At 71.2% G+C, this 26116-nt stretch carries 23 protein-coding genes and 2 pseudogenes; 7 read left to right on the top strand and 18 right to left on the bottom strand.

The window, feature by feature from the left end; all coding sequences use genetic code 11:
- Positions 1-42: 42 nt before the first annotated feature.
- A complete protein-coding gene (locus CP978_RS32470; protein ID WP_043446942.1) occupies positions 43-429 on the bottom strand; it encodes a PPOX class F420-dependent oxidoreductase in 387 nt (128 codons plus the stop codon).
- Positions 430-588: 159 nt separating this feature from the next.
- Between CP978_RS32470 and CP978_RS32465 the strand changes: the two genes are divergently transcribed.
- Positions 589-1968: a S1 family peptidase gene (locus CP978_RS32465; RefSeq protein ID WP_043446940.1), complete on the top strand. Its 1380-nt coding sequence runs from the start codon at positions 589-591 to the stop codon at positions 1966-1968.
- Between the two features lie 46 nt (positions 1969-2014).
- Here the strand turns inward: CP978_RS32465 and CP978_RS32460 are convergent, their stop codons facing one another.
- The 4 genes from CP978_RS32460 to CP978_RS32445 form a co-directional block, all read right to left on the bottom strand.
- A complete protein-coding gene (locus CP978_RS32460; protein ID WP_043446936.1) occupies positions 2015-2200 on the bottom strand; it encodes a hypothetical protein in 186 nt (61 codons plus the stop codon).
- A gap of 198 nt (positions 2201-2398) precedes the next feature.
- Entirely contained in the window at positions 2399-3094 is a 696-nt protein-coding gene (locus CP978_RS32455) for a L,D-transpeptidase family protein (protein WP_043446933.1), read from the bottom strand.
- A gap of 238 nt (positions 3095-3332) precedes the next feature.
- Positions 3333-4709, bottom strand: coding sequence for a sensor histidine kinase (locus CP978_RS32450; RefSeq protein ID WP_043446930.1), 1377 nt, complete (start codon positions 4707-4709; stop codon positions 3333-3335).
- Between the two features lie 3 nt (positions 4710-4712).
- Positions 4713-5390 (bottom strand): response regulator transcription factor, encoded by a 678-nt coding sequence (locus CP978_RS32445; protein ID WP_043446927.1) that lies wholly within the window; start codon positions 5388-5390, stop codon positions 4713-4715.
- A 194-nt stretch (positions 5391-5584) separates the two neighbouring features.
- On the opposite strand from CP978_RS32445, the gene CP978_RS32440 reads away from it, so the two are divergent.
- On the top strand, positions 5585-5854 hold the full coding sequence (locus tag CP978_RS32440) for a hypothetical protein (protein WP_107070483.1): 270 nt from the start codon (positions 5585-5587) through the stop codon (positions 5852-5854).
- Positions 5855-5968: 114 nt separating this feature from the next.
- Here the strand turns inward: CP978_RS32440 and CP978_RS32435 are convergent, their stop codons facing one another.
- The 6 genes from CP978_RS32435 to CP978_RS32410 form a co-directional block, all read right to left on the bottom strand.
- Complete coding sequence (locus tag CP978_RS32435) at positions 5969-7333, bottom strand: GH1 family beta-glucosidase (RefSeq protein WP_107070482.1); 1365 nt, start codon at positions 7331-7333, stop codon at positions 5969-5971.
- Positions 7334-7362: 29 nt separating this feature from the next.
- Positions 7363-8235 carry a carbohydrate ABC transporter permease gene (locus CP978_RS32430; RefSeq protein WP_079162433.1) on the bottom strand — a complete coding sequence of 291 codons (873 nt, stop codon included), beginning with the start codon at positions 8233-8235 and terminating at the stop codon, positions 7363-7365.
- A complete protein-coding gene (locus CP978_RS32425; protein WP_043446921.1) occupies positions 8228-9226 on the bottom strand; it encodes a carbohydrate ABC transporter permease in 999 nt (332 codons plus the stop codon). Before CP978_RS32425 ends, CP978_RS32430 begins: the two co-directional genes overlap by 8 nt.
- Before the next feature lie 14 nt (positions 9227-9240).
- Positions 9241-10554 carry an ABC transporter substrate-binding protein gene (locus CP978_RS32420; protein ID WP_043446920.1) on the bottom strand — a complete coding sequence of 438 codons (1314 nt, stop codon included), beginning with the start codon at positions 10552-10554 and terminating at the stop codon, positions 9241-9243.
- 261 nt (positions 10555-10815) lie between these two features.
- Positions 10816-11949, bottom strand: coding sequence for a glycosyltransferase (locus CP978_RS32415; RefSeq protein WP_043446918.1), 1134 nt, complete (start codon positions 11947-11949; stop codon positions 10816-10818).
- Positions 11946-14918: a bifunctional glycosyltransferase/CDP-glycerol:glycerophosphate glycerophosphotransferase gene (locus tag CP978_RS32410; protein WP_079162597.1), complete on the bottom strand. Its 2973-nt coding sequence runs from the start codon at positions 14916-14918 to the stop codon at positions 11946-11948. The genes CP978_RS32415 and CP978_RS32410 overlap by 4 nt, the downstream gene beginning before the upstream one ends.
- Before the next feature lie 198 nt (positions 14919-15116).
- On the opposite strand from CP978_RS32410, the gene CP978_RS32405 reads away from it, so the two are divergent.
- On the top strand, positions 15117-15779 hold the full coding sequence (locus tag CP978_RS32405; RefSeq protein WP_043446917.1) for a maltokinase N-terminal cap-like domain-containing protein: 663 nt from the start codon (positions 15117-15119) through the stop codon (positions 15777-15779).
- 78 nt (positions 15780-15857) lie between these two features.
- Here the strand turns inward: CP978_RS32405 and CP978_RS32400 are convergent, their stop codons facing one another.
- From CP978_RS32400 to CP978_RS32370, 7 genes and pseudogenes are all read right to left on the bottom strand, one after another.
- Positions 15858-16667, bottom strand: a complete 810-nt coding sequence (locus CP978_RS32400; protein ID WP_043446915.1) for an SDR family NAD(P)-dependent oxidoreductase — start codon at positions 16665-16667, stop codon at positions 15858-15860.
- A gap of 155 nt (positions 16668-16822) precedes the next feature.
- Positions 16823-17791, bottom strand: a complete 969-nt coding sequence (locus CP978_RS32395; RefSeq protein ID WP_043446914.1) for an aldo/keto reductase — start codon at positions 17789-17791, stop codon at positions 16823-16825.
- 168 nt (positions 17792-17959) lie between these two features.
- Positions 17960-18874 carry an SDR family oxidoreductase gene (locus tag CP978_RS32390; protein WP_043446912.1) on the bottom strand — a complete coding sequence of 305 codons (915 nt, stop codon included), beginning with the start codon at positions 18872-18874 and terminating at the stop codon, positions 17960-17962.
- Between the two features lie 185 nt (positions 18875-19059).
- Positions 19060-19689 carry an MBL fold metallo-hydrolase gene (locus CP978_RS32385; RefSeq protein ID WP_043446911.1) on the bottom strand — a complete coding sequence of 210 codons (630 nt, stop codon included), beginning with the start codon at positions 19687-19689 and terminating at the stop codon, positions 19060-19062.
- On the bottom strand, positions 19689-20777 hold the full coding sequence (locus CP978_RS32380) for an S-(hydroxymethyl)mycothiol dehydrogenase (protein ID WP_043446909.1): 1089 nt from the start codon (positions 20775-20777) through the stop codon (positions 19689-19691). The genes CP978_RS32385 and CP978_RS32380 overlap by 1 nt, the downstream gene beginning before the upstream one ends.
- 295 nt (positions 20778-21072) lie before the next feature.
- Positions 21073-21600: a MarR family winged helix-turn-helix transcriptional regulator gene (locus CP978_RS32375; RefSeq protein ID WP_079162432.1), complete on the bottom strand. Its 528-nt coding sequence runs from the start codon at positions 21598-21600 to the stop codon at positions 21073-21075.
- 45 nt (positions 21601-21645) lie between these two features.
- Positions 21646-22860: pseudogene (locus CP978_RS32370) on the bottom strand (MFS transporter); the annotation flags it as partial.
- A gap of 7 nt (positions 22861-22867) precedes the next feature.
- Here CP978_RS32370 and CP978_RS32365 point away from each other — a divergent pair.
- From CP978_RS32365 to CP978_RS32350, 4 genes and pseudogenes are all read left to right on the top strand, one after another.
- A pseudogene (locus CP978_RS32365) lies at positions 22868-23126 on the top strand (VOC family protein); the annotation flags it as partial.
- Between the two features lie 153 nt (positions 23127-23279).
- Positions 23280-23606, top strand: coding sequence for a helix-turn-helix domain-containing protein (locus CP978_RS35100; protein WP_158508375.1), 327 nt, complete (start codon positions 23280-23282; stop codon positions 23604-23606).
- A complete protein-coding gene (locus CP978_RS36495; RefSeq protein ID WP_227745571.1) occupies positions 23542-23973 on the top strand; it encodes a recombinase family protein in 432 nt (143 codons plus the stop codon). The genes CP978_RS35100 and CP978_RS36495 overlap by 65 nt, the downstream gene beginning before the upstream one ends.
- A gap of 343 nt (positions 23974-24316) precedes the next feature.
- On the top strand, positions 24317-26107 hold the full coding sequence (locus CP978_RS32350) for a zinc ribbon domain-containing protein (protein WP_052454424.1): 1791 nt from the start codon (positions 24317-24319) through the stop codon (positions 26105-26107).
- The last annotated feature ends 9 nt before the right edge of the window (positions 26108-26116 follow it).

Raw genomic sequence — 26116 nt, 5'->3', positions numbered from 1 at the left:
ACGGGCCCGAGCGGCCGGACCGAGCCCCTCGGGCCCGCCGCTTCAGGGCGTGGGCGTCAGGCGGATGCCGACAGTGCCCTTCACCCCGCGGCGCAACCGGCTGCCGAGCAGGGTGAGCCGTCCGATCAGGCCGTACTTGCGGGCGATCAGCGCGCGATAGCGGACCGTGGTGGCCGGGTCGCAGATCTCGGCGGTGGCCGGCACCTGGTCGCCGGTCGGATGTCCGCGCAGGTCGCAGGGGCCGATGAGCACCTCCGCGCGGGCTCGGATCCGTTTCACCTTCCAGGAGTCCGCGGCGGTCCAGGCACCGAGTGCGTCGCCGTCCCGCACCACCCAGACCGGGGTGGCGACGGCGGTGCCGTTTCGTCGGTAACTGGTGATCAGGAGATAGGCGCCGGTCGCGAGCCGGTCCAGCAGGGCTTCGTCCATGCGCGGCAAGTCTAGGGCGCGTTTCGCCCTCGCCCGCGGCGTGAGGTGCGCGGCGCACCGGTGAACGCCGTGGCGCGGGCGCACGTATGGAGGGAGGGCGCTCGAGACCGCAGTGCCTCGCGGCGGTGACGCCGCGCTGTTCGGGGTCGGGAGCCAGGGATGGGGCATGCACGACGACGGATCGTCCGGCGGGGGACGCGCATCGCGGCGATCGGCGGTGTGCTGCTGGGCGGTCTGATGGTCACCCAGGCCCTGGCGAGCGAACCCTCCGGCGGCCGGGGTTCCGGGGACAGCTCCGCGCGGGCCGCGTCCCGGACCGCAGCGGACCTGGTGTCGAAGCTGGGTACCGCACGGACCGCGGGCAGTTGGATCGCCGACGACGGCACCCCCATGGTCGCCGTGACCGACCAGGCGGCGGCCGACCGGGTGACGGCGGCCGGGGCCCGCCCCGCCATGGTGCACCACAGCATGGACCGGCTGAAGTCGGCCACGGCCGAACTGAGTTCGGCGCCGAGAGTGGCGGGGACCGCATGGGCCCTCGACTATGCGGCGAACGAGGTGGTGGTGCGCGCCGACCGCACCGTCTCCGCGTCCGACTGGTCCCGGATGACGGAACTCGCCCGGGGCATCGGCGCGTTCGTACGGATGGAACGCGTCCAGGGCACCTTCACGACCAGGCTGGACGGCGCCCGGCCCGTCTTCTCCACGGGCGGCCGCTGCTCGGCCGGTTTCAATGTGAGCGACGGCCGCAGCGAGTTCGTCCTGACCGCCGGACACTGCGGGCCCGACGGCACGCTCTGGTTCTCGGACGCCGAGGGCCGCACATCGCTGGGCCGGACGGTGGCCTCGGAGTTCCCCGGCGCCGGCGACTTCTCGCTCATCCGCTACGAGAACGAGCGGGACGCCCCCGGCGAGAACATCGTGGCCATCGGGGACGGGCGCGGGGTGCGCATCACGGGCTCGGCCGATCCGGTGGTCGGGGAGCGGGTCTTCCGCAGCGGAAGCACCACCGGTCTGCATGACGGTGTGGTCACCGCGCTCAACGCCACGGTCAACTACCCCGAGGGCGCGGTCACCGGCCTCATCGAGACCACGGTGTGCGCCGAAGCGGGCGACAGCGGCGGCCCGTTGTTCTCCGAGGGCGTCGCGCTCGGTGTGACCTCGGGCGGCAGCGGGGACTGCCGGTCGGGCGGTACCACGTTCTTCCAGCCGGTGACGAAGGCGATGTCGGACCTCGGGGTCCGGCTCGTCGGACAGCCGGAGACATCGGAGGGCAGCGGCGGCGGCCCCGCGTCGTCCGCCCCGGCCCCCCAGGGTGCGGCCATGGCCCCCGGGTCGGCGGCTCCGGGCGCGATCCAGGAGGTCGGCACCACCGGGAGGTTCGACGGTCTTCTGTCCTGGTTCACCGACTCGCGGAACGTGCTGCCGGGCCTGCTGATCGCCGCGGGCAGCCTGGTCGCGCTGGCCGCCACCCTCCGCTTCCGCTCGGCGCAGGAACGCGAGGCCTATCGCCGGACCTACTCCGCCACCTGGAGCTGAGCCGCGGCACAGGGGCCGAAGAGGATCAGGGCGAGCGGGCCGCCCGTCACGCCGCCTTCGTGGGGTCCGGGGAGGCCTCCGCCCATTCCAGGACGAGCCGCTGGTACTCCCGACGCTCCTGGCTGCTCAGCCTTCCGCCGCTCCGGAACCACAGGGCCCGGATCTCCTCGTTCACCTCGTCGGCGGAGCGTTCCGCGGCGGGTTCAGGAGTGGTGGACATGTCGTGAAGCATACGGGGCCCGCCGTGAAGGCGATGTGAGCAATCAGGCGCCAACCGGCATTCCGGACCGTGAAGCTGATCACGTCCCGGCGAACCGGACACATCGCCCTCCGTACACGTCCGCGTGCGGCCCGCACGGGTGTCCGTGCGGGCCACACGCACCGGCCCCGCCGCACGCTCCGGCCGCCGGGAGGACGGCCGAAGGGGCCGTCAGGTGCCCGGTTTACGGCCGTAGACGAAGACACGGTCGCCGGTCTTCAGCAGCGACCAGTACTTCTTGGCGTCGGTCTTGGTCATATTGACGCAGCCGTGCGAGCCGGGCGGGTTCCACATGCTGAGGTTCGCGGAGTGGAAGGCCTGGCCGCCGTCGAAGAACTGGCTGTACGGCATGGGCACGTGATAGATGCTCGACACATGGTCGATGTGCCGCCAGTAGATCTTCTTCAGACCGGTGCGGGTCTCGTAGTGGTCGCGGCCGGTGCGCACCGGTACGGGACCGTAGACGAGCCGGGAGCCGTCCTGGATCCAGCTGAGCTGGAGGGTCAGGTTGACGCAGGCGATACGGCCCTTGTTCACAGGGCATTTCCCGTCCTTGCCGGGCTTCTTCCCGACGGCCTTCTGCTTGATCATCAGGTCGACCACGCCCCAGGTGACGGGGCCCGCGTAGCCGATGGCCGGAGTGATGCCGTGCTTGTTCTGGAACGCCCGGATCGCCTTGCAGTCGGCGGCGGACTGCTTGCCGTCGACCGGGCGGCCCAGGAACTTCTCGATCTTCTTCTGGTACGGGCCGGTCTTCGTGGTGCAGCTCGCGGCGCCCGCGGGCGCCGTGCCGAGCGCGAGCGTGAGCGGAGTCACCAGCGCGGTCACGGCGAGCGCGGCGACTCCTCGTCTGCGTAAGTCCCCCATGGCGGGCCTCTCGTCCTCGGGTCCGCGCCCCGGCGCGGGGCACGTCCCTGTCCATCCGCGTTTCCTGTCGGATAGACCCGCCGCGGGCCCCGCTGGTTGTAGCGCGGGACACACTGCGACCAGACGGTGACATTCCGCTTCCGGACGCCGGGCACAAGGGCCCCGCGGCACCTCGGTCCGGGGCATGCGCATGCCGTCTCCACCGGTCCGGAGGGCGCCCCGTACGGCCGGAACCCTCTCATAGCTCCATGGCCGGCACACCGACCACGACCCGGGCCCCGGGACCGTTGTCCTCGATGTGCACACGGCCATGGTGGGCGGCGATCAGATCGTGGACGATCGACAGTCCGAGGCCGCTGCCGCCGGTGTCCCGGGCCCGCGCCCCGTCCAGGCGGGTGAAGCGGTCGAAGACGCGGCTGCGGTCGGCCGCCGGGATCCCGGGACCGTCGTCGGCGACCACCAGGACCGCCGTGCCGTCGTGGACGCGCAGGCTCACCTCGATCCGCTCGACGGCGTACCGCAGGGCGTTGTCCAGCAGATTGCGCACCACGCGGGCCAGCGCCTCCCCGTCCCCGTACACCCGGGCCGCGCTGACGGCGCGCCGGTCGATGACGAGGGAGGTGCGCAGCCGGGCATGGCGGACCTCGCGGAAGACGATCTCGTCCAGGTCCACCGGGCCTTTGCGCATCCGGGGCCGGGCGTCCAGGCGGGCCGTCCGGACGAGGTCGTCGACCAGCCGGGACAGCCGCTCGCTCTCCTCGATCAGCGCCGGGCCGCGGGCCTGCCAGTCGGCGGAACCGGGGTGCCGGACGGCCACCTCCAGCTGGGTGTGCAGGCTGCTCAGCGGCGAGCGCAGCTCATGGGCGGCGTCCGCGACGAACTGCCGTTGGAGCCGTGCCGAGGTGTCCAGACGGGCGAGCAGGTCGTTGAGGGTGCGCGCCAGCCGGCCGAGGGCGTCGTCGGCCGGTGGGACGTCGAGCCGGCGACCCAGATCGGAGGCGGTGATCTCGGCGGTCTGGGCGCGCAGGGCGTCCACGGGCCGCAGCGCCCGCCCGGTGAGCAGCCAGACCACACCGGTGAGCAGGGCGACCGCCGGCGGCACGCCGATGACCAGGACCGCGGTGAGCTGGGCCAGGTTGTGGTGCACCGCCTGGGTGGGGACCGCGACATACACGGTGACGGGATCGTCGGCGGCTCCCGCGAGCAGGCCGACCGCGCGCCAGCTGCCGCCCCCGCTCAGCGGCAGCCCGTGCACGGTGTGCCCCTGGGGTGCTCCGGTGGTGATCGGGGTGAAGGCGAACAGCGCGGGCTCGCCCGCGAGGTTCTGCGAGCTGGAGCGCACCGCGCCCGCGCGGTCGACGACCTGGACGGCGGTGTCGCCTTCCCCCGAGGCCGGGAGGACATGGGCGAGGCTGCCGCTGTCCACATTGCCGGCGATCACCTGGGCCCGCTGGAGCGCGGTCTGGTCCAGCCCGGAGAGCAGGCTCATCCGCAGCCACACCACCAGCAGGCAGGCGGCGCCCACCAGGGCCGCCGCGATCATCAGGGCCGCCGCGGCGGTCAGTCTCAGCCGCAGGGAGCGCCGCGCCCAGCACGCGGGAACGGGAATGCGCACCCGTCACCTCCCACTGCCCTGCAACCGGTATCCGGCGCCGCGCACGGTCTCGATCGTCTGGCGGCCGAAGGGGGCGTCGATCTTGCGCCGCAGATAGCCGATGTAGACCTCGACGACATTGGTGTCGCCGTCGAAGTTCTCCTCCCAGACGTGGTCGAGGATGTCGGTCTTGCTGACCACCTCGTCGGCGTGCCGCAGCAGGAACTCCAGCAGGGTGAACTCCCTGGCGGTCAGGGAGATCTCCTGGTCGGCCCGGTGGCAGCGACGGCGTGCCGGGTCCAGGGCGAGGTCTCCGGCCTCCAGCACCGCGGGCCGGGCGGGCGCCCCGCGGCGCAGCAGCGCCCGCAGATGGGCGACCAGCACCACATAGGAGAACGGCTTGCTCAGATAGTCGTCGGCGCCCAGGTCGAGGGCGTCCGCCTCGTCGTACTCGCCGTCCTTGGCGGTGAGGATGAGGACCGGCGTCCAGACACTGGCGGCCCGCAGGCGCTTGAGCATCTCGTAGCCGGAGATGCCCGGGATCATCAGATCCAGCACGATCGCGTCGTGCGGCTCGTGCACGGCTCTCCACAGGCCGTCGACGCCGTCGTGGGCGACATCGGCGACGAAGCCCTCCGCGGCAAGCCCGTGGGCGATCGCCGCGGCGAGCCCCCGTTCGTCCTCGATCACCAGCACTCGCATGGCTCGGCCCCTCTCCGTCCACCCTACGAAGAGACCGGCACGCCCGCGCGCCGAGCCCGTCCGCAAGGGCCGCACCGGGGCTGCCGCGGCGGTTTGTGCTGCTCTCAGCCTCTTCTCAGCGGTCCTGCCGCAGGCTGACATCACCAACGGGACACAGGTGGGCTTCCCCGCCCGCCGGACGAAGGAGAGACGCGATGACGAGCATCCGACGCAGGATCGCGCTGATCGTCGGCACGATGCTGCTGGCCGGCGCGGCGGGCAGCGGTGTCGCGATGGCCAGTACTCCTACCGTGGCACCCCCCACCGTCGCAGCCGCGTCCGTCCAGACGCACGGCGGCCACGGGGGCCATGGCTGGGGCCACGGAGGTCACGGCCACGGTTGGGGTCATGGTGGTTGGGGTCATGGCTGGGGCCACGGCGGCTACGGCTGGGGCCACGGTCACGGCGGCCACGGCAGGTGGTGACGGCGTCCGACCGTAACGGGCCGGTCCGCATCCCCGGGATGCGGACCGGCCGTTGCCGTGGGGGCGGTGGGTGCGGGCTGCTCAAGTCCGCGCCCACCGCGGGTCCTTCACGGCTCAGGCGGCCTCGCGGGCCTGGCCCCGGTGGGCGCGGACGATGTCCGCGTACCGGTGTCCGCTGCCCTTGACGGTGCGGACCTGGGTGTCGTAGTCGACATGGACGAGGCCGAAGCGCTTGTCGTAGCCGTACGCCCACTCGAAGTTGTCGAGCAGTGACCAGGCGAAGTAGCCGGCCAGCGGGGCGCCCTTGCGGGCCGCCGAGGCGCAGGCGGCGAGGTGCCCGATCAGATAGTCCTGGCGTTCGGGGTCGTCCACGGTGCCGTCGGGGCGTACCACGTCGGGGAAGGACGAGCCGTTCTCGGTGACATACAGCCTGCGGGGGCCGTACTCGTGGGTCAGGCGCAGCAGCAGGGTCTCGATGCCGTTCGCGTCGATCTCCCAGTCCATGCCGGTGCGGGGCACTCCGGGGCGGCGCACCGAACGGGCGTGCGGGGCGGGGCCGTCCGGGTCGTCGGTGACGGTGTCGGGGAAGTAGTAGTTCAGGCCCAGCCAGTCCAGTGGTGCGGCGATGGTCTCCAGGTCGCCGGGGCGTTCGGGGAGTTCGACGCCGTAGACCTCGCGCATGTCGGCCGGGAAGCCGCGGCCGTGGACCGGGTCGAGCCACCAGCGGTTGACATGGCCGTCCATGCGGAGGGCCGCGGCCTGGTCCTCGGGCCGGTCGGAGGCGGCGTGCACGGTGTTGAGGTTGTTGACGATGCCGACCTCGGCCCCGGGGGCGGCGGCGCGGATCGCCTGGGCGGCGAGGCCGTGGCCGAGGAGCAGATGGTAGGAGGCGCGGACCGCGGCGGTCAGATCGGTGAGGCCGGGGGCCATGACGCCCTCGAGGTGGCCGATCCAGGCCGAGCACAGGGGCTCGTTGAGGGTGGCCCAGTGGGTGACCCGGTCGCCCAGGCGTGCGGCGACGGCCGACGCATAGGCGGCGAAGTGCTCGGCGGTGGCCCGCTCGGGCCAGCCGCCGCGGTCCTGGAGCACCTGGGGCAGGTCCCAGTGGTAGAGGGTGACGGAGGGCTTGATGCCCGCGTCCAGCAGGGCGTCGATCAACTGGTCGTAGAAGTCGAGGCCCTTGGGGTTCACGGGGCCGTCGCCGCCCGGTACCACCCGGGGCCAGGCGACGGACAACCGGTAGGCGTTGGTGCCCAGTTGCTTCATCAGCCCGAGGTCCTCGGGCCAGCGGTGGTAGTGGTCGCAGGCGATGTCCCCGTGGTCGTCGCCCGCGATCTTTCCCGGGGTGTGCGAGAAGGTGTCCCAGATCGACGGCGAACGACCGTCCTCGGCGACGGCTCCCTCGATCTGGTACGCCGATGTGGCCGTGCCCCACAGGAAGTCGTGCGGCAGTGCGGCGAGGTCGATGCGCTCGGACACAGAAGTCCTTTCGGAATGGGGGGTGTCGGTCACTTCACGGCTCCGGCGGTGAGCCCGGCGACGAGATAGCGCTGCAGCAGCAGGAAGCCCGCGACCACCGGGACGCTCACCACGAGCGAGGCGGCCATGATCTGGTTCCAGTAGACGTCGTTGAGCGTGGAGTAGCCCTGGAGGCCCACGGCGAGGGTGCGGGTGGTGTCGTTGGTCATCACGGAGGCGAACAGCACCTCGCCCCAGGCGGTCATGAAGGCGTAGACGGCGACCGCGACGATGCCGGGGGTGGCGGCCGGCACGACGATCCTCAGCAGTGCGCCGATCGGTCCGCAGCCGTCCACCAGGGCCGCCTCGTCCAGGTCCCGGGGCACCGAGTCGAAGTACCCGATGAGCATCCAGATCGAGAACGGCAGCGAGAAGGTGAGGTAGGTCAGGATCAGTCCGCCGCGCGAGCCGAACAGGGCGATGCCGGTGGCGTTGCCGATGTTGACGTAGAGCAGGAACAGCGGGAGCAGGAAGAGGATCCCGGGGAACATCTGGGTGGACAGCACGGTGACCGTGAACACGCGCTTGCCGCGGAAGTTGTAGCGGCTGACCGCGTAGGCGGAGAAGACCGCGATCACCACCGAGCAGAGGGTCGCCGCGCCCGCCACGATCAGCGAGTTGACGAAGTACCTCGCCAGCGGCACCGTCGACCAGATGTCGATGTAGGGCCGGACGGTGAGGCCGCTCGGCAGCCAGCGGAACTTCCCGGTCACGTCCGCGAGCGGCTTGAGGGAGCTGGAGACCATCACATAGACGGGCACCAGCACAAAGCCGGCGAGCAGGGTGAGGAAGATCCGCCGGGACCAGAGGAAGGACCGCGGCGGGGCCATCGGCGAACGGGGCGCCTGCCCGGTGCTAGACATCGGCCGTCTTCCTTCCTCGGGAGGTCAGCAGCAGATAGACACCCGTGACGACGAGCAGGAACAGCAGCAGCAGGACGGACATGGCGGATCCGGTGCCGAAGTTCCAGGTGACGAACGAGGCCTGGTAGATGTGCACCGAGATGAGGTCCGCGGCTTCCGGGGCGGCCTTGCCGAACAGGACGAACGGGGTGTTGAAGTCGTTGAACGTCCACAGGAACAGGACCAGGACCAGTACCTGGTTGACGGAGCGCAGGGACGGCAGGGTGATCCGGCGGATCTGCTGCCACATCCCGGCGCCGTCCAGGGCGGCGGCCTCGTACAGCTCCCGGGGGATGTTCTGCAGCCCGGCCATCACGATCAGGAAGGCGAACGGCCAGCCCTTCCACACCGACACCACGAGCAGCGCGATGAAGCTGTTGTCGCCGATGAGCCAGAAGGACGGCTTGTCGGTGAGGTGCAGCTGGTCGTGCAGGACGTGGTTCACCAGGCCGTTGTCGTGCTGAAACATGAACACCCAGGTGATGACGGCCGCGTACACGGGCAGTGCGTACGGGACCAGGAACAGGGCCCGCAGCAGGCCCCGGCCGCGGAAGGTGTCCTGCATACAGATCGCGGCCGTCGTGCCGATCAGCCAGCACAGGCCGACCGAGAGCAGGGTGAAGCAGACGGTGACGAAGAAGGAGTGGAGCAGCGCCTCACCGACGGGCGCGTCGAAATCCACCGACATCCGGTAGTTGCCGAGTCCGGACCAGGGCGCGGCGCCCCAGTCGCGGATGTAGAACTGGGTGAGCTCCTTGAAGCTCATCACGATGCCGATCACCATCGGCACCAGGTGGACGAGGAGTTCGAGCACCAGGGCGGGCAGGAGCAGCAGATAGGGCAGTCCGATGCGGCGGATCCGCCCGGTGCGGCGCGGTTCGCGCGCCGCACCGGGAGAACCCTTCCGCGCCGTCCGCTCGCCGGGATCGGCGGAGGCGGTCGTGGAGGTCATGACGGGGTCCGCGCTCACTTCGCCGGCATCTGCTGCTGGGCCTTCTGGAGCCTGGCCTTCACCGAGTCGGTGGTCACCGCGCGGCCTCCGGCGGCGTCGCTGAACAGCTCCTTGACGGCGGTGCCGACCACCGTCTCGAACTGGGACTCGTCGGGGACCTGGGGCAGCGCCGCCGCACTGGTGGCGAGGGTCTCCTTGAGGACGACGTTGGACGCGTCGGTGAACGCGGGGTCCTCCTGCGCGGACTTGACCGGCGGGATGGAGGTGTAGGCCTTGTTGAGGATCTTCTGTTCCTCGTCGCTGGTCATGAACTTCACGAAGTCGGTGGCGCCGTCGAGGTTGTGGGAGTTCTTGAAGACGGCCAGGTTGATGCCCGCGACCATCGAGTTGACCTGGGTGCCGGTGCCGGGGGTGCCGGACTGCACGGGTATGGGCGCGATGCCGTACTGGTCCTCGCTCATGCCCTGGGCCTTGAGGTTGGAGGCCGCGGACTGCCACATCAGCATGGCCTGCTTGCCCTTGGCGAAGTCGCTCACGGACTGGTTCTGCGCGTTCTCCGCGTCACCCGTCGGGATGACCTTGTCCTTGGCCATCAGGTCGACGTACTGCTTGACGGCCGCGACCACCTTGTCGTTGGTGAAGTCGGGCTTGCCGTCGGCGGTGAAGAAGTCGGCGTCGTGCTGCTTGGCGAAGACGAAGACCTGGTGGATGTTCTCCGACAGATTGGAGCCCTCGGCGCCGAGGACGGCGATGTTCTTGGGGATCTTCTTGCCGTCGGCGACCAGTTCGGCCCAGGTGGCGGGCGGCTTGGAGATACCCGCATCGGCAAAGATCTTCTTGTTGTAGTACAGCGCATAGGCCATCGAGTACAGCGGCACGGCGGCCGGGTCCTGGCCCTCGGTGCCCGTCGAGCCCAGCGCCGAGTCGACGAAGCGGTCCTTGCCGCCGATCTTGTCGAAGTTCTTGGCGTCCCAGGGCAGCAGCGCCCCGGTGGCCTGGAGCGAGGAGCTCCAGGTGTTGCCGATGTTCAGCACATCGGGGCCCTGGCCGGAGGTGGTCGCGGTGAGGATCCGGTTCAGCAGGTCCGACCAGGGGACGACCTCCAGCTTCACCTTGATCCCGGTCTGCTTCTCGAACTTGTCGAGCTCGGGCTGGAGGACCTTCTTGTCGATCTCGATGCTGGCGCCCTGGTTGGAGGCCCAGTAGGTGAGCGTCTTCGGCGAGTCGTTGGACCCGCCCCCCGTCGACGAACCGCCTCCGCAGGCCGAGACGGCAAGAGCGAAAGACATGGTGACGGCGCCTACGGCCGCGGCTCGGATTCTGCGCATGGCTCCTGGTGTCCCTTTCCGGGAGTCGAAAAACCCGAGGAGACCCGCGGCAGCGGCACCCGTGCGGCTCCCATGGCTCCTCATGGCTTAATTTAGGACGTGAGTTAAACCTCAACACGCAGGCACGTCAAGGGTTCCGGCATCTCTCGCGGAAGTCGGTCACAAGTCTTGACGCTTCCGTTTCACAGCCGAATCGTCCACCGGCCGAAGAGCGTTCCCCCGTCGCGGCGGCGTTCACTTCTCGAACGGAGAGGCGTGGCCTCAGCGCTCCAGGAAGGCGAACAGCTCCTCCCACCGATCGGTGATCACCTCGGGGGCGAAGCGCAGCACATTGCGCCGCGCCCGCTCCCCCATGGTGTCGCGGAGGTTCTCGTCGGCCATCAACCGCACCAGATGAGCGGCGAGTTCGGTGGTGTTGCCGTGCCGGGCCAGCAGCCCGTCCTCGCCGTCCTCGACGATCTCGCGCACCCCCGGGGAGCAGTCGAACGCGACGCACGGCACCCCGCAGGCCATGGCCTCCAGCAGGACCAGGGGAAAGCCCTCGCCCCGGGAGGACTGCACCAGCAGGGAGCACCGGGCGAGCGCCCCGGTCACATCGTCGGTCTGTCCCGCCCACTCCACGGAGTCGTCCAGACCGAGTCGTGTGCACTGCCGCCGGAGCTCCTCCTCGTGGTCACCGGCACCGTGGATCCGCAGCAGCCAGCCCGGTTGCCGGGGAGCGGCCTCGGCCCAGACGTCCAGCAGCAGATCGACCCCCTTGGCATGGCTGAGCCGCCCGATGCTGGCCACCACCTTCTCGGTGCGCGGCGAGGGGACGCCGGGCAGCACCGGCAGCGGATTGGGCAGGAAACCCACGTTGTTCAGGCCCTGACCCGCCCAGAGGTCGGCGTCCTGACGGGTCAGCAGCAGCAGCCGGTCCACATCCCGGAAGTACGTCCGTACGCGCGCGAAGCGCGAGGAGCGGCGGGAGGCGTCGAAGGACTCATGGCTCATGCCGATGACCGAGTGACCGGCGGTGTCCGCGAGAGCCACCCACTCCATCGCCCAGACCTGGGTCACGATGATCACCGCCCCGGGCCGGGCGGCACGGAACATCCGCGACATGCGCGCGGCGGCGGCACGCCGGCGCGCCTGCTGCCGCCGGACGACCGGGTCGAGCCGGCCGGGCAGGAGATGCGGTCCCCGACGGCCGGGGGGACGCCGTGCGTGGAGGGTCACCGTCTCGAAGGGAGGGTCCTCACCGAGGTCCATCGGCATCTCGGGCGGGCAGATCCCGATGATCCGGACCCGATGGCCCCGCTCCGCGAACAGCCGGGCCATCTGGGTCTGCCAGCGGCCCACGCCACCGAGCTCGTTGACCTCGTTGGCGACGAAGAAGATCTCACGCCGTGTCATCGGGTCCCTCCTCCGGGGCCGAAGAAGCGGTCCACGATGCGCGTGGTGGCGTCACCGCGGTCGTACTCGGCGTACCGGTCCACGAACTCCTTGAGCCTCGTCTCGTACCGGGCGGCCAGCCCCGGCAGGTCGGCCAGTGCCGCGAAGAGTTCGTCCTCGGTGTGCGCGACCGGGCCCGGGGCCTCGTCGGGCAGGTCGAAGTAGGTGCCGCGCAGATCACGGGAGTACTCCTCCCAGTCGTAGGCGTAGAAGACCATCGGCCGGCGCAGCAGCGCATAGTCGAACATCACCGAGGAGTAGTCGGTGATCAGGGCGTCGGAGAGCAGCAGCAGCGGGGTGATGTCCGGTTCGCCGGTCACATCCGTCACGCGGTCCGTCACCGACGGCGGGAGGGCGACCCGGTTCAGATAGTGGGAGCGCACCAGCAGCGTGTACCGGTCCCCGAAGCGGTCGGCGAAGCGTTCCACGTCGAAGGGGAAGGCGAAGGTCTTCACGGCGCCGCCGGCGCGGGCGCGGAAGGTGGGCGCGTACAGCACCACGGGGCGGTCCGGGCGGATGCCGAGCCGTTCGGTGAGCCTGCTCGCTTCCGGTTCGGCCGCCCGGGGGTCGCGGGCCGCCCGGACCAGGGGGTCGTTGCGGGGGTAACCGGTGCGCAGCAGTTTCCGCTCGGGAATGCGGTAGGCCCGCGCCAGGGTGCGCACATCGTGTTCGCTGCGCACGACGAAGTGGTCGAAGCGGTCCAGGGCCTGCTGGTAGGTGCGCTGTTCCTGTTCGGACATCACCCGGTGGCCGGGCTCGTCGAAGCCCATCTTCTTCAGGGCCGAGCCGTGCCAGGTCTGGATGTAGGTGGTCTCCGGGCGCTTGGCGAGCCTGAGGGGGAAGCCCTGGTTGTCGATCCAGTACTCGGCCTGGGCGAGCGCCCTGAGGTAGCGCCAGGACCAGCGGCGGACGAGTTCGGCGTCGTCCGGGAAGCCCTCGGTGCGCGTTCCCGCGTGGGACCAGATGGCGGTCACGGGGACCCGGCGGCGGCGCAGTTCCTCGTAGATGGCCCGGGGGCTGTCGCTGTACTGCTTGCCGAGGTGGCTCTCGAAGACGACGGTGCCCCTGCGGACGGGCAGCAGACGCAGCATCCGGTGGTAGCCCTGGACCTTGCGGGTGCCGGAGGTCAGGTCCTTCTTGACGGCCCGCAGCCTGCGGTAGGTGCTCTTGGCGGTCCTGGCGGCGGTGCCGTGCAGATTGCGGTCCACCAGGGCGCGTCCGCGGCGGGCGGCGGTGCCGTGCTGGGTGAGCCGGAAGGCGAGGTGGCCCTTGGCGGACACCTGGGGTTCGAGCCGGTCGGCCACCAGCCGGGTGAGCAGGGGACGTACGGGCACGGAGCCGGCGTTCTCCAGGTCGACCCGGCCGGCCGTGATCCGGGTGGTGGTGCGCTGTCCGTCCGCCGTCAGATGCAGCCGCACGTCCCATACCTCGTCGATGACGCCCAGCGGCCGGAAGCGGCCGGACAGCGGGGCCGTGGCGCGCCAGGTAACGGTGTCGCCGCGGTGCCGCAGGGTCCGCACCGGGAACCGGAAGGTGCGCAGGCTGCGGCGGCGGGCCCGGAACTCCAGCTCGGCGGTGAGCCGGGCGTCCGGGGCGATGCTGCCCAGCGGATTGACCACCGCGCCCTCGAGCAGCACCTGGCCGCCGCGTACGGCGCAACCGGTGAGCAGATTGCGCAGGAACATCCCGGTGAGCGCTCTGCCGTGGTAACCGAGGGCGGTGACGTCCATGACGTCGCGCGCCCGGGGATCGTCCAGATGCCGGTCGCACCAGTAGACGCGGCCGTCGCGCTCGGCCAGCGGTGCGGAGATCTTGGTGCGGTTGATGAGGGTGTCCACGGCCGACATCAGATGGTCCCAGTCCTCCCGCATCAGCAGATAGGCGCAGATGGCGTGCACCCGGTCCAGCCGGGCGTACGCCTCCTCCGGGAAGTCCTGGAGATAGCCGCGGGCCAGTGCGGCGAAGCGGTGCCGGTAGCCGTCGTCGAGGAAGGGCAGATCGCGCAGATAGAGGACCAGGTCGTGCTTGAGGAACTTGATGTCCTTGTGCAGCTTGAGTTCGTCCAGGCCGCGCCGGTCCAGCACGGCGTCGATATGGCGGTGGATCTCCAGCCGGTCGCTGAAGTTGTTGATCTCATGGCGGCGGTTGCTGATCGATTTGGCTGTGCTCCTCTCCGCCACATGCCAGAAGTAGACCGTGTTGGGGATCAGGGTGATCCGCTGCGCGGCGAGATAGGCCTGCGCCGAGAACAGCAGGTCCTCGTAGTGGATGCCGCGGGGGAAGGTGAGCCCGTGCTCGGTGAGGAAGGCGCGGCGGTAGCACTTGTTGGTGGACAGCGTGTCGAAGACGAAGAGGTCCGGCAGTTCCGCGACGGACTCCACGGTGCGTGTGGACCGGTACAGCCAGGGGTACCAGGGGGTCCTCTTGCCGTGCCGGCTGTCGGTGTGCACCCGGACGCAGAGGCCGGAGACCAGATCGGCGCCGGTGCGGTCGGCCGCCTCCAGCAGGTTGCGGCAGGCGTTGGGTTCGAGGGTGTCGTCGCTGTCCAGGAACATGACATAGCGGCCGCGGGCCAGGGCCATGCCCCGGTTGCGGGGCTCTCCGCAGCCGCCGCTGTTCTGGTCCAGCCGGATCGCCCGCACCCGGCCGGGGTGGCGGGCCTGGAGTTCTCGCGCGACCTCGTAGGACCGGTCGGTCGAACAGTCGTCGGCGATGATCACTTCCACCCGGCGCAGCGTCTGGTCGAGGACGGAGCGTACGGCGGCCGGGAGGCGCGGGGCGTCGTTGTAGACGATGACGACGACGCTGATGTCCGGCTCCGCGTGCGGGGTGGGCGCCGTGTCCCCGGCAGGCCGTGGGTCGGCGCCCGGCTGTCCGTCGGCGGGGGTGAGGGCGCTGCGGGCGGTGGCCTTTTCGGAAAAGTCGTTCATCGCATGATCCAGTGGGGAGGGGTGGAGGATCCCCTTCCCGGTGGGCCGCCGGTGTACCTCCGGCGCGTCCGAGCAGACGCATTCCTTCACCTGTTCGTCTGACCCGGGGCCGGTTGACGTTCCGTCAGCCGTGGTGGACGCCGGCACCTTCCACCGGCCCGAGGGGAATCTCACGGCGACGGCGCACGTTCACCCGGCATGGCGATCATCCACAGGACCACCTTGACCCCCACCAAACTGGAGCTCCTCACCGCCTGGCTTCCCTCCCGGCCCTGGTATCCCGGTACGGACGGCGCGCCGGTGCTGTCCAGGAACGGCGGGTTCCGGCTGGACGACCCGCAGGGTGAGGTCGGAATCGAGTTCCTGGTGGTCACCGATGTGTCCGGTGGAGAGCCGGTCTCCTGCCTAGTGCCGCTCAGCTACCGCGGCGCGCCCCTCGAGGGAGCCGAGGAGGCGCTCATCGGCACCTCCGAGCACGGGGTACTGGGGCGGCGGTGGATCTACGACGGTGCACACGACCCGGTCCTGGTCGCCGAGTTGCTCGCGCTGCTGCAGAACCGTGCCGAACCCCAGGCGCAGAGCCTGAGCGACACCCCCGACCCGACCGTCGTGGTCCACTTCGACGGCACCGGCACGGAGGTCGTGGCCGGGGCGGTGCCGGCGGCCGTGGCCGAGGGGCCCGACGGCACCCGGGTCACGCTGGAGGGCGACCGGCGGCCGACCCTCCGGGTCACACGGGTACTGCGGCCCGCCGACGGTCCCCCGTCCGACGCCTCCGGCCATGTCACCGCGGGCTGGCGTGCCCCCGACGGCGGCGAACTGCGCGCGGTGTTCGCCTCGCTGGTCACCACCGGATCCTGAGCCGGGGCCGGGCCGCCGCGCATGCCCTCGGCGGGGCACGGCGGCCCGGGTGAGGCGGGCTCCGGCCGTCGACGGGGGCTACAGCGGCTCGGGGCGAGTGGCCTGCTGCCGTACCGCCTGCCGGAAGGCGGTGTTCACGGCGAGCAGACCGCCGTCCACGCACAGGGTGGTGCCCGTGATCCACGCGGCGTCCCGGGAGGCGAGGAAGGCGACGGCGGCCGCGATGTCCTCCGGTTCGCCGACCCGGCCCAGCGGATACAGCTCCCCCGCGGCGGCGAGTTCCGCCTCACGGCCCTCCCAGGCGGTGGTGCGGACCGTGCCGGGCGCCACCAGATTGACGCGGACGCCGCGCGGGGCGGCATGCCCGGCGAGGGTGCAGGTGAGCGACATCAGGCCCGCCTTGGCCGCGCTGTAGGCGTGGTTGCCGAAGTCCTGGATGCCGTTCACGGAGCCGATGTTGACGATGGCTCCGCGTCCCGAGGCCACCAGGTGCGGGAGGGCCGCGCGGCTGCAGCGGTAGGCGCCGGACAGGGTGAGGTCGATGTCCCGCGCCCACACCTCGTCCGGGTCGTCCTCGAAGAGCGGGGTGTCCGGGGTGCAGCCGTACGCGTTGTTGACGAGCACGTCCAGCGCGCCGAAGGCGCCCACGGCGTGGGCGACGGCCGCCTCCACCGACGTACGGTCCGCGACGTCGCAGCGGAAGGCCTCGGCCCACGCCCCGGACCCACGCACCGCCGCCGCGGTCTTCTCGGCCTGCGCGAGGTCCACATCGGTGACAAGCACCCGCGCGCCCTCCTGCGCGAACCGCCGCGCGGTCGCCGCGCCGATGCCGCGCGCCGCACCGGTGATCAGAACCCCGTACCCCTGAAACCGCGTCATCCGCTCCATGTCACCGACGCTAACAGCGCGGTCCCTCGGTGACATCGGTCCGTTCGCGGTCTCCTCGGGTGAGGCGCGGGTGACCGGGAACTCCTGGTCCTCGGCGGGCGGTTCGGGGCGGCGGGGCGTGGACGACCGCCCCGCCGCCCGTCCCCGGCGCGGGGTCAGTGGCCGCTGATCGGGTGCGGCCGATAGGACTCCTCCAGCGTCCGGACCTCCTTGTCGGTGAGCGCCAGGCCGACCGCCGCCACCGCGTCGTCGATGTGACCCGGCTTGGTGACCCCGACGATGGGCGCGGCCATCGTGCTCTTCCGCAGCAGCCAGGCGAGGGCAATCCGGGCACGGGGGACGCCCCGTTCGGCGGCGACCGCGGCCACCGCCTCGACCGTGGCGCGGTCGCCCTCCTGGTAGAGCCGCCCGCCGAACTCGTCGGTGCGGCTGCGTTCGGTGATCTCGTCCCAGTCCCGGGTGAGGCGACCGCGGGCCAGCGGGCTCCAGGGCAGCACCCCGACGCCCTGGTCCGCGCAGAGCGGCAGCATCTCGCGCTCCTCCTCGCGGTAGAGGAGGTTGTAGTGGTTCTGCATCGAGACGAACCGCGTCCAGCCGTTCAGCCGGGCCGTGTACTGGGCCTTGGAGAACTGCCAGGCGTACATCGAACTCGCCCCGATGTAGCGGGCCTTGCCGGCCTTGACCACATCGTGCAGGGCCTCCATGGTCTCCTCGACCGGGGTGACGGGGTCCCAGCGGTGGATCTGGTAGAGGTCGACATGGTCGGTGCCGAGCCGGCGCAGACTGTGGTCGATCTCCGTCATGATCACCTTGCGGGACAGCCCGCCGCCGTTGGGCCCGGACCGCATCCGGCCGTGCACCTTGGTCGCCAGCACGATCTCGTCACGGCGGGCATACTCGGCGAGCGCCCGTCCGACGATCTCCTCGCTGGTACCGTCCGAATAGACGTTCGCCGTGTCGAAGAAGGTGATGCCGGCCTCCAGGGCCCGGCGGATCAAGGGACGGGACGCCTCCTCGTCGAGGGTCCAGGTGTGGTTGCCGCGGTCGGGGATGCCGAAACTCATACAGCCCAGGCAGATCCGGGACACGTCGAGACCCGTCGAACCGAGCTTCACGTACTCCATGCGCCTCCTGCTTTCCCTCGGGGCGGGGCAGGACGCCGCGGACCGCACGAGCACGGCGCGACGGCGCCGTCTCCCCCGACGACGTGATCGCTGCCCACCCTAAGGCCCCGGCCGCCGCATCGGGCCGTGTCCGCCCCGCGGGTACCGGCATCCGGACGCCCCGTCACCTCACCGGTAGCCGCTCACGTCCGCCGGTCGCCCGGGGTCCTGGACCTCGACCAGATAACGCCAGGCATCGGGCCGGCTGCCGTCCCGGTCCGTGAAGCCGTACTCCCGTGCGAGCTGCCCGCTGGAGAGGGAGCCCCCGTTCCAGCGGGACACCCCGGGGTCCGCGGCGAGCGCGGCGACGGCGCGGCCGACGAAGTACGGGCTCTCGGAGATGGCGAAGTGCGGCTCGCGCTCCAGGGCGTCGCGCCAGTTCCCCTCCGCCACCCCGAACAGGTCGAGCATCAGCTCGGACCGCATCCAGCCGGGGGTCAGCGCGAGGGCGGTGGCCCCGCGCGGCCCGAGTTCCTGCCCGAGCGCGAACGCCATGCGCAGCACCGCCGCCTTGGCCAGGTCGTAGAAGAAGGAGACCCGGTAGGTGTCGCGGTTGTACTCGGCCGTGCCGTCGGTCATCTCGACGACCAGACCGCCGGGTCGGCGCAGCAGCAGGGGCAGCGCATGGTGGCTGGTGATGGCGTGGGTGTCCACGGCGAGCCGCAGCAGACGCAGCCCGCCGTCGAGGTCGTGCTCCCACACCGGGGTGTCCCATGCGAAGAGCTTCTCGCCGCCCCAGATGTCGTTGACGAGGACGTCCAGGCGCCCCTGCTCGTCGTCGACCCGGTCCACCAGGGCACGCACCTCGGCGGGGACCAGATGGTCGGTGGGTACGGCGATGCCGTGTCCGCCCGCCGCGGTCACCAATTCTGCGGTGTCCTCGACGGTCTCGGGCCGGTCGTACTCGGAGCGCCGTTCGCGGGTGCTGCGCCCGGTCACATAGACCGTGGCTCCGGCCGCGCCCAGCTCCACGGCGATCCCCCGACCCGCGCCCCGGGTCGCCCCGGCGACCAGGGCGACCTTGCCCTCCAACGACCTCGACATATGTCCGACCTCCGCGCTCGTGGAACCCCTCCGAGGAGGATGGCGCGGAAGCCGGACATCTTCTGTCGTGTTTTCCGCCCGTCGTCCGATGACGCTCCCTCAGGTGCGTCATCGGGCGTGCCTCGGGGCGCCTTCAGACGTCGCTCGAGACGTCGCTTCGGGCGGTGGTCCGGTGCGGGGCCGGATCAGTGGCCGCGGGCGATCCACTCCTCCAGGTGGGGTGCCTCGGCGCCGATGGTGGTGGTGTCGCCGTGTCCCGTGCGAACCACCGTGTCGGGCGGCAGGGTCAGCAGCCGTTCACGGATCGACTCGACGATCGTCGGGAAGTGGGAGTACGAGCGTCCGGTGGCGCCCGGACCGCCCTGGAAAAGGGTGTCGCCGGTGAACACCGTGCCGAGTCCCGCGTCGTAGAGGCAGACCGCGCCGGGTGCGTGGCCGGGGGTGTGCAGGACCGTGAGGTCGGTGCCCGCCGCCTCGATGACCTGGCCGTCGGCCAGCCAGTGGTCGGGGAGGCGGTCGGGGTGGGTCATCTTCCACAGCGGCAGATCGTCCGGGTGCAGCCAGATCGCCGCGCCCGTCCGGTCGGCGAGCGCGGGGGCCGCGTCGATGTGGTCGTTGTGGGCATGGGTGCAGATGATGGCCCGCAGCCGGCGGTCGCCGACGGCCTCGGCGATCGCGTCGGCGTCATGGGCAGCATCGATGACGACGGCCTCGTGGTCGTCGCCGACGATCCAGACGTTGTTGTCGACGTCCCAGGTGCCGCCGTCCAGGGAGAAGGTGCCGGAGGTGACCAGATGGTCGATGCGCGCGGTCATCACAGCATCACCACCGAACGCAGCACATCGCCGTGGTGCATCCGCTCGAAGGCCTTCTCGACCTCGTCGAGGGCGATGGTCTCGGTCACGAACTTCTCCAGCGGCAGCCGCCCCTGCAGATGCAGGTCGATCAGCATGGGGAAGTCGCGGGAGGGCAGACAGTCGCCGTACCAGGAGGACTTCAGGGCGCCGCCGCGACCGAAGACGTCGAGCAGCGGCAGCTCCAGCTTCATCTCGGGGGTGGGAACGCCGACCAGGACGACGGTGCCGGCCAGGTCGCGGGCGTAGAAGGCCTGCCGGTAGGTCTCCGGGCGGCCGACCGCCTCGATGACCACATCGGCGCCGAAGCCGCCGGTCAGCTCGCGGATCGCCTCGACGGGGTCGTTCTCCTTGGAGTTGACGGTGTGGGTCGCGCCCAGTTCCTTGGCCGTGGAGAGCTTGCGGTCGTCGATGTCCACGGCGATGATCTTCGCCGCGCCCGCCAGGGCCGATCCGGCGATCGCCGCGTCGCCGACGCCGCCGCAGCCGATGACCGCGACCGAGTCGCCCCGGCCGACGCCTCCGGTGTTGATGGCGGCGCCGATGCCCGCCATCACACCGCAGCCGAGGAGGCCCGCGACGGCCGGGGCGGCCGACGGGTCGACCTTGGTGCACTGCCCGGCCGCCACCAGCGTCTTCTCCGCGAAGGCGCCGATACCGAGGGCCGGGGAGAGTTCCTGGCCGGTGGAGGCGAGCGTCATCTTCTGCTTGGCGTTGTGGGTGTCGAAGCAGTACCAGGGGCGTCCGCGTCGGCAGGCCCGGCACATGCCGCACACCGCGCGCCAGTTGAGGATCACGAAGTCGCCTGGGGCGACGTCGCCGACACCCTCGCCCACCGACTCGACGATCCCGGCCGCCTCATGGCCGAGCAGGAACGGGAACTCGTCGTTGATGCCGCCCTGTTTGTAATGCAGGTCGGTGTGACAGACGCCGCAGGCCTGGATCCGTACCACCGCCTCACCGGGCCCCGGGTCCGGTACGACGATGGTCTCGACCCGGACCGGCTCATCCTTGCCTGGGGCGATCACGCCGCGTACTTCCTGCGCCATGGTGCTGCTGCCTTCCGTAGGTGTGGCGGGCGCCTCGGGCGCCTCGTCGGGGCCATGGTGGCCCTCGCACATGATCCCCGTGCGACGGGCACTTCGTCCGCAGGTGTCGCGCGCGCCGGACGACGGTCCGGCTTCCGGCGGGGGTGCGCGCGGAGCGCACCCGGGTGGGCCCCATGACACCGTGACCGTAGGCCGAACGCCTCCGACCCGCAAGATCACCGTGAGTGCCGCGGTGGCGGCGACGCGTGCCGGGCGGGAGCGGCGGGCCGGGGCCGCCCGTCGGCGGAGCGGCGGGTCAGGCCTCGGGGAGCGCGTCCGCGAGGGAACCCGGGGCGGCCTCGGCCTCCGTCTCGGCGTAGGCGAGGAAGTCGTCGACCATACGGTGGAAGAGGACGGCCAACTGCCCCAGGTCCTCGGGCGACCATGCGGCCAGCGCCGCCTGCATCCCACGGACGCCCGCGTCCCGGATCCGTTTGCTGGCCCCCTGGCCGAGCGGGGTGAGCTCGATGCGCTGGGCGCGGCGGTCGTCCGGGTCGGGGACCCGGGAGACATACCCCGCCTTCTCCAACTGCTGCACCTGCCGGGTCACATGGGAGGCCTCCACGCCGAGCCGGTGGGCCAGCTCCCCCGGGCGCAGCGGCTCCGAGTCGGAGATCTGCCGCAGCAGCACCACCGCCGCGCGGTCCAGCGGCACCCCGGCCAGTGCCATCAGCCGGTCGTGCTGCCGGGTGCGCGTGCTCAGATAGCTGACGCGATAAAGCGCTCGCTCGATCTCGCTCACTTCCGGCGAGGCGGGGTCTGAGGACGGCTGTGGAGTGCGCATACTCACCAGCCTATCATATCGTTGCCTGACTCAAGTAACTTTCTGTCACCCTCGCGGGAACGGGACCGCCGGGGCGGGCGACACCCGGACCCCGCCCCGCCGGGAGGAGCGCAGCGCGGCGAGCCCGATGAAGACCATGGACGACACTCCGGCCAGCGCGAAGGCGGTGAAGCCCCAGTCGCCGTGGTGCGTGGCGAGCAGCTGTCCGCCGAGCCAGGGGCCGAAGACGGCGCCGAAGCGGCCCATGCCGGAGGTCCAGCCGACGGCGGTGGCACGGTTGGCCGGGGGCGAGCCGATGGACACCGTGGCGTAGATCATGGTCTGTGCGCTGTTGAGGAACACCCCGGTGAGAAAGACGACCAGGAAGGTCACGCCCAGCGGCATCCGTGCGCTGAGCAGGAAGACCCCGGCGGCGGTGAGTGCGAACCAGATGGCGGAGATACGCGGGGCGCCGAAGCGGTCCGAGGCGCGGCCGGCGATCAGCATGCCCACGATGCCGCCGAGGTTGAAGAGCACCACGAAGGTCAGGGCGGAGCCGAGGTTGTAGCCCTCGTTGCGCATCAGGGTGGGCAGCCAGGTGGCGACGCCGTAGACGAGCAGCAGTCCGCCGAAGGAGGCCAGCCAGTACAGCAGGGTCTGGACCCACTCGCGGCCGCGGAACAGTTCGGCCAGGGCGTTCCAGCGGTCGCCCGGGGCGGTCCGGCCCGCGGCTGCGGGCAGTTCGATCTCATAGCGGTCGGCCAGGGCGCGGGCCTCCTCGGCACGGCCCTTGGCGACCAGGAAACTCAGCGACTCGGGCAGGGCCTTGGCGAGCACCGGGGCGAAGAGCAGCGGAAGGACGCACACCCAGAACGCGGCGCGCCAGCCGGCCGGTTCCACCAGCCACTTGGCCACATAGGCGGAGAGGATGCCGCCCGCATGGTGGGCGGTCATCAGCGCGCCGACGGTGAGGGCGACGCGGCCGCCCCGGGCGTAGTCGGAGACCATGCTGATCGCCGTGGGCAGCAGTCCGCCGAGGCCGACGCCGGCCAGGGTGCGGCCGAGGCCGAAGACCGCGACGCCGCCCGAGAGCGCGCACACCGCGGAGGCCAGGGAGAACAGCGTCAGACAGACGACCATCAGCTTCTTGCGGCCGATGCGGTCGGCCACCGTGCCTGCCGTCAGGGCGCCCACCAGCATGCCGAAGGTGGCATAGCTGCCGAGGTCGCCGGCCTGGCCGGGAGTGATCCCGAGGGCCTTCTGCTCCAGCATGTGGGGCAGGGAACCGGACGCCACCGTCGCCTTCTTCACCGACTATCTGGGACTCACGGTGAACGGGCGGCACGGTGACACGGTCTATCTGCGGACCTTCGACGACTATGAGCACCACAAGCCTGGCCGTCACCGCCCGCGACCGGCCCGGACTCGGCCGGCTCGCCCTGCGCGCCTCAGGCGAGGAGGCCCTCCACCGCCGAGTGAGGGCGATCGAGGAGGCGGGCGGTACGGGCCGCTGGGTCGAGGACGAGCCCGGCATCGGCAGGCTCTTCAACTGTTGCGTGCTTCGCTTATGGATCCTGGTTGATGCTGCGTAGCAGGGTTGTCGTGGATTTGTAGACAGCCTGATGGCGTGTCATGCGATGGTGTGGGGTTCATGCTGGTTCGGGCTGTCTGGTGATGCGGCGGTCGTAGGGTCCGTGGTCATGGAGCTTCTTCGTTTGGCGGTGGCCGCGCGCAGGGTGGGTGTGCACCCGGGGACACTGCGGCTGTGGGCGAACGAGGGCAAGGTTGCGGCGGTGTGGGTGGGCCGGGAACGGCGTTTTTCCGTTGAGGCGTTGGACGCGTTGGCGGGGAGTGCGGCGTCGGTCGAGCGGCGTGAGGCGCTGTATGTTCGGGTTTCGGGTACCAGTGGGCAGGAGTCGTCGCTGGCTGCGCAGGAGGCGGAGCTGCGGGCCTCGGCTTCGGGTGTGGTGGTCGCGGTGGTCCGGGACCGGGGCCTCGGGGTTGCGGGAGTCGCGTCCGGGGCTTGACCGGCTGCTGAAGCGGGCTGCGGCGGGGGAGTTCACTCATGTACGGGTCACGCATCGTGACCGCCTGGCCCGGTTCGGTGCGGCTTGGCTGATCGAGGTGCTGGCTCATCGCGGGGTGGCGGTCGAGGTCCTGCATGCCAGGGGTACGGCCGGGGGGATGGAAGAGTTGCTGGACGACTTCATGTCCCTGGTGGCCACCTTCGCTGGACGGATGTACGGGCTGCGCTCGCGGGAGGCGCGGCGGCGGTTGCTGGCCGAGGCCGGCGAGAGAATGGGCGCTTCTGGGTCCGGTAGGGGCATCGGAGGTCCAGGAGGCCCTGCTGCGCCCGAAGCCGAAGCTGTGCGGGCGGGGGGTGGCTGTGGCTAGGTTGACGGCGACGGCGACGTGTACCGCTTTCCGGGCCGTCGTCGAGGACGGCGGGCACAGGGTCGGGCAGCGGGTGCTGTACGAACGGGTGGGTTTCCTGGCCGGCTTGTGCCGGGACCTCACCGCCCGGCTGGTCGCGGCCCGGTGGGACGAGACATCGCTGGAGGTGCTGGCCGCTGGGGTGGACGAGCGGGGCAAGGCGCTGCCGGCCAAGGGCTGGATGGCACTGCGCCGCCTGGGCTGGAACACTCCTGGCCCGGCTTCTGCTCCTGCTCCTGCTCCTGCTCCTGCTCCTGCTCCTGCTCCTGCTCCTGCTCCTGCTGAGTGTGCTGGGGCTGGTGGGATGGTGGTGTATGTGTCGGACCGGGTGCGGCGGGCTGGTGAGGAGCAGGCTGCCCGCGCGCTGCGTCTGGCCCTGCATCATCGGGCCGTGGTCGGGGCGCTGCTGGCGACGTGGCCCGCCGATCCCTCCCGGCGTACCCGGGCGGAGTGGACGACCCTGCGGGAGGTGCTGCCCGCCGGGACGAGTGCGGCTGAGATCCGTAACCGGACCCGGCAGATCCGCGACTTCGCCCGCGCTCATGACGGGTGCCTGCCCGCGGGCCTGTGCGAGCTGGAGGAGCCCCCGGCGGTGGCCGCTGTGGTACTGCTGGCGGCGATGGACCGCCAGCAGACCTCCCTGGAACGCGTGGGCGATGCAGGGGCCCGGCTGCGGGTGAAGCTCCCGCTCTGTGCCGCGCCCGCCTCCCGCCGCGACTGGGCCTGGCACGTCATCGACCTGCGTCTGCCGGTCACCGTCGAGGCGGACGCGGCCCTGCACTCCCCGACCCTGCGCCCCACCCGCACCGGGCGTATCGCGGTGGACCTGCCGCACTCACGGCCGGTGGCCACCGGCGAAGCCACCGGACATACCGTGGCGGTCGGTTTCGACTGGGGAGTGAACACCCTGCTGACCGGCACGGTGGGCCGCCTGACCGGGGGCGGCGCCACGGCACGGGTCCTCACGGACGGCCGTCCCCTGATCTACGACGCCACCGCGATCAGCGCGAAACTGCACCGGCTGCGCACCCACCGCGAACACCTTGCAGCCAAACGCGACCACTACCGGGCACTGACGACCGGCCTGGGCACCGCGCACCGCGCCCGGGACGAACTCCTTGACCGGACGGCGTCGCTGGAGCGCGAGCATGCACGGGTCTGCGCCCGCATCCGCCACCTCAATGACGCGCTGGCCTGGTCCGCCGCCCGCTGGGCCGTCGACCAGGCAGCCGCGCTCGGCGCGTCCGTGATCTACCTCGAAGACCTGGCCACCCTGGAAACCCGCGGCAGGCGCCGGGGCAACGCCCGGCTGTCCGGGCAGATCCGCGGCACCCTCGCCGAAGCGATCCGGCACCTGGCCGCCAAGAGGGGCCTGACCGTCGCCGCGGTTCCCGCGCGCGGCACCTCCGCCCTGTGCCCACGGTGCCTGGCAACACTGGGCCACCACCCCGCCCCCGACCGGCTCGGCGAACGCGGATGGAAATGGGCTCACTGCACCGGCTGCGACCTGTCCCTGGACCGCGACCACGCCGCCGCCCGACGCATCGTCTCCCGCGGCCTGCTCGCCCAAACCCACACCCTCACCCAGCGTGCCACCGGCACCCGCACCATCCACACCACCGTCGACGGCCCCGTCACCGTGGCGCGCCGACCGAAGAAGACCACCCGCCGCATGCGCCACGCCCACCGCGCACAAACCCTCCCCGTCCAGCCGGCCGGACCAAAGACCACCCCGGCCAAAGCCCGCCCCACACCGACCCGCCGACCGAAGACCACCCGCCGTACGCCAGAAGTACGTACGGTCCCCGCCACCACCCCCACCGGGGCGGTAAAGCGTCCGGCGGGGCATGACACCCAGACACCCACCCCCTTCCCGGGGCAGGCGCCAGGTCATGGAGCACCCGCCCCCCGCCGCCCGGAACAACCCCTTCCAGGCAGCGGGAGACGGCTCTCACACGAAACCTGTCGACAGCGCACCCGCGCCGCCGAGCGGACCGGCTTCCACCACACGCACGCCACCGAAGTCCACCCCCTCACCCCGAGGTTCGGACCCCACCGTGACGGCACACGGCCACGCCGCGCCCGAAAAGCCTGAAACCCTCAG

This window comes from Streptomyces nodosus, assembly GCF_008704995.1.
GTDB lineage: Bacteria > Actinomycetota > Actinomycetes > Streptomycetales > Streptomycetaceae > Streptomyces > Streptomyces nodosus.
Note: the sequence above shows the minus strand (reverse complement) of the source record. Positions and strands in the feature narration are given on the sequence as shown.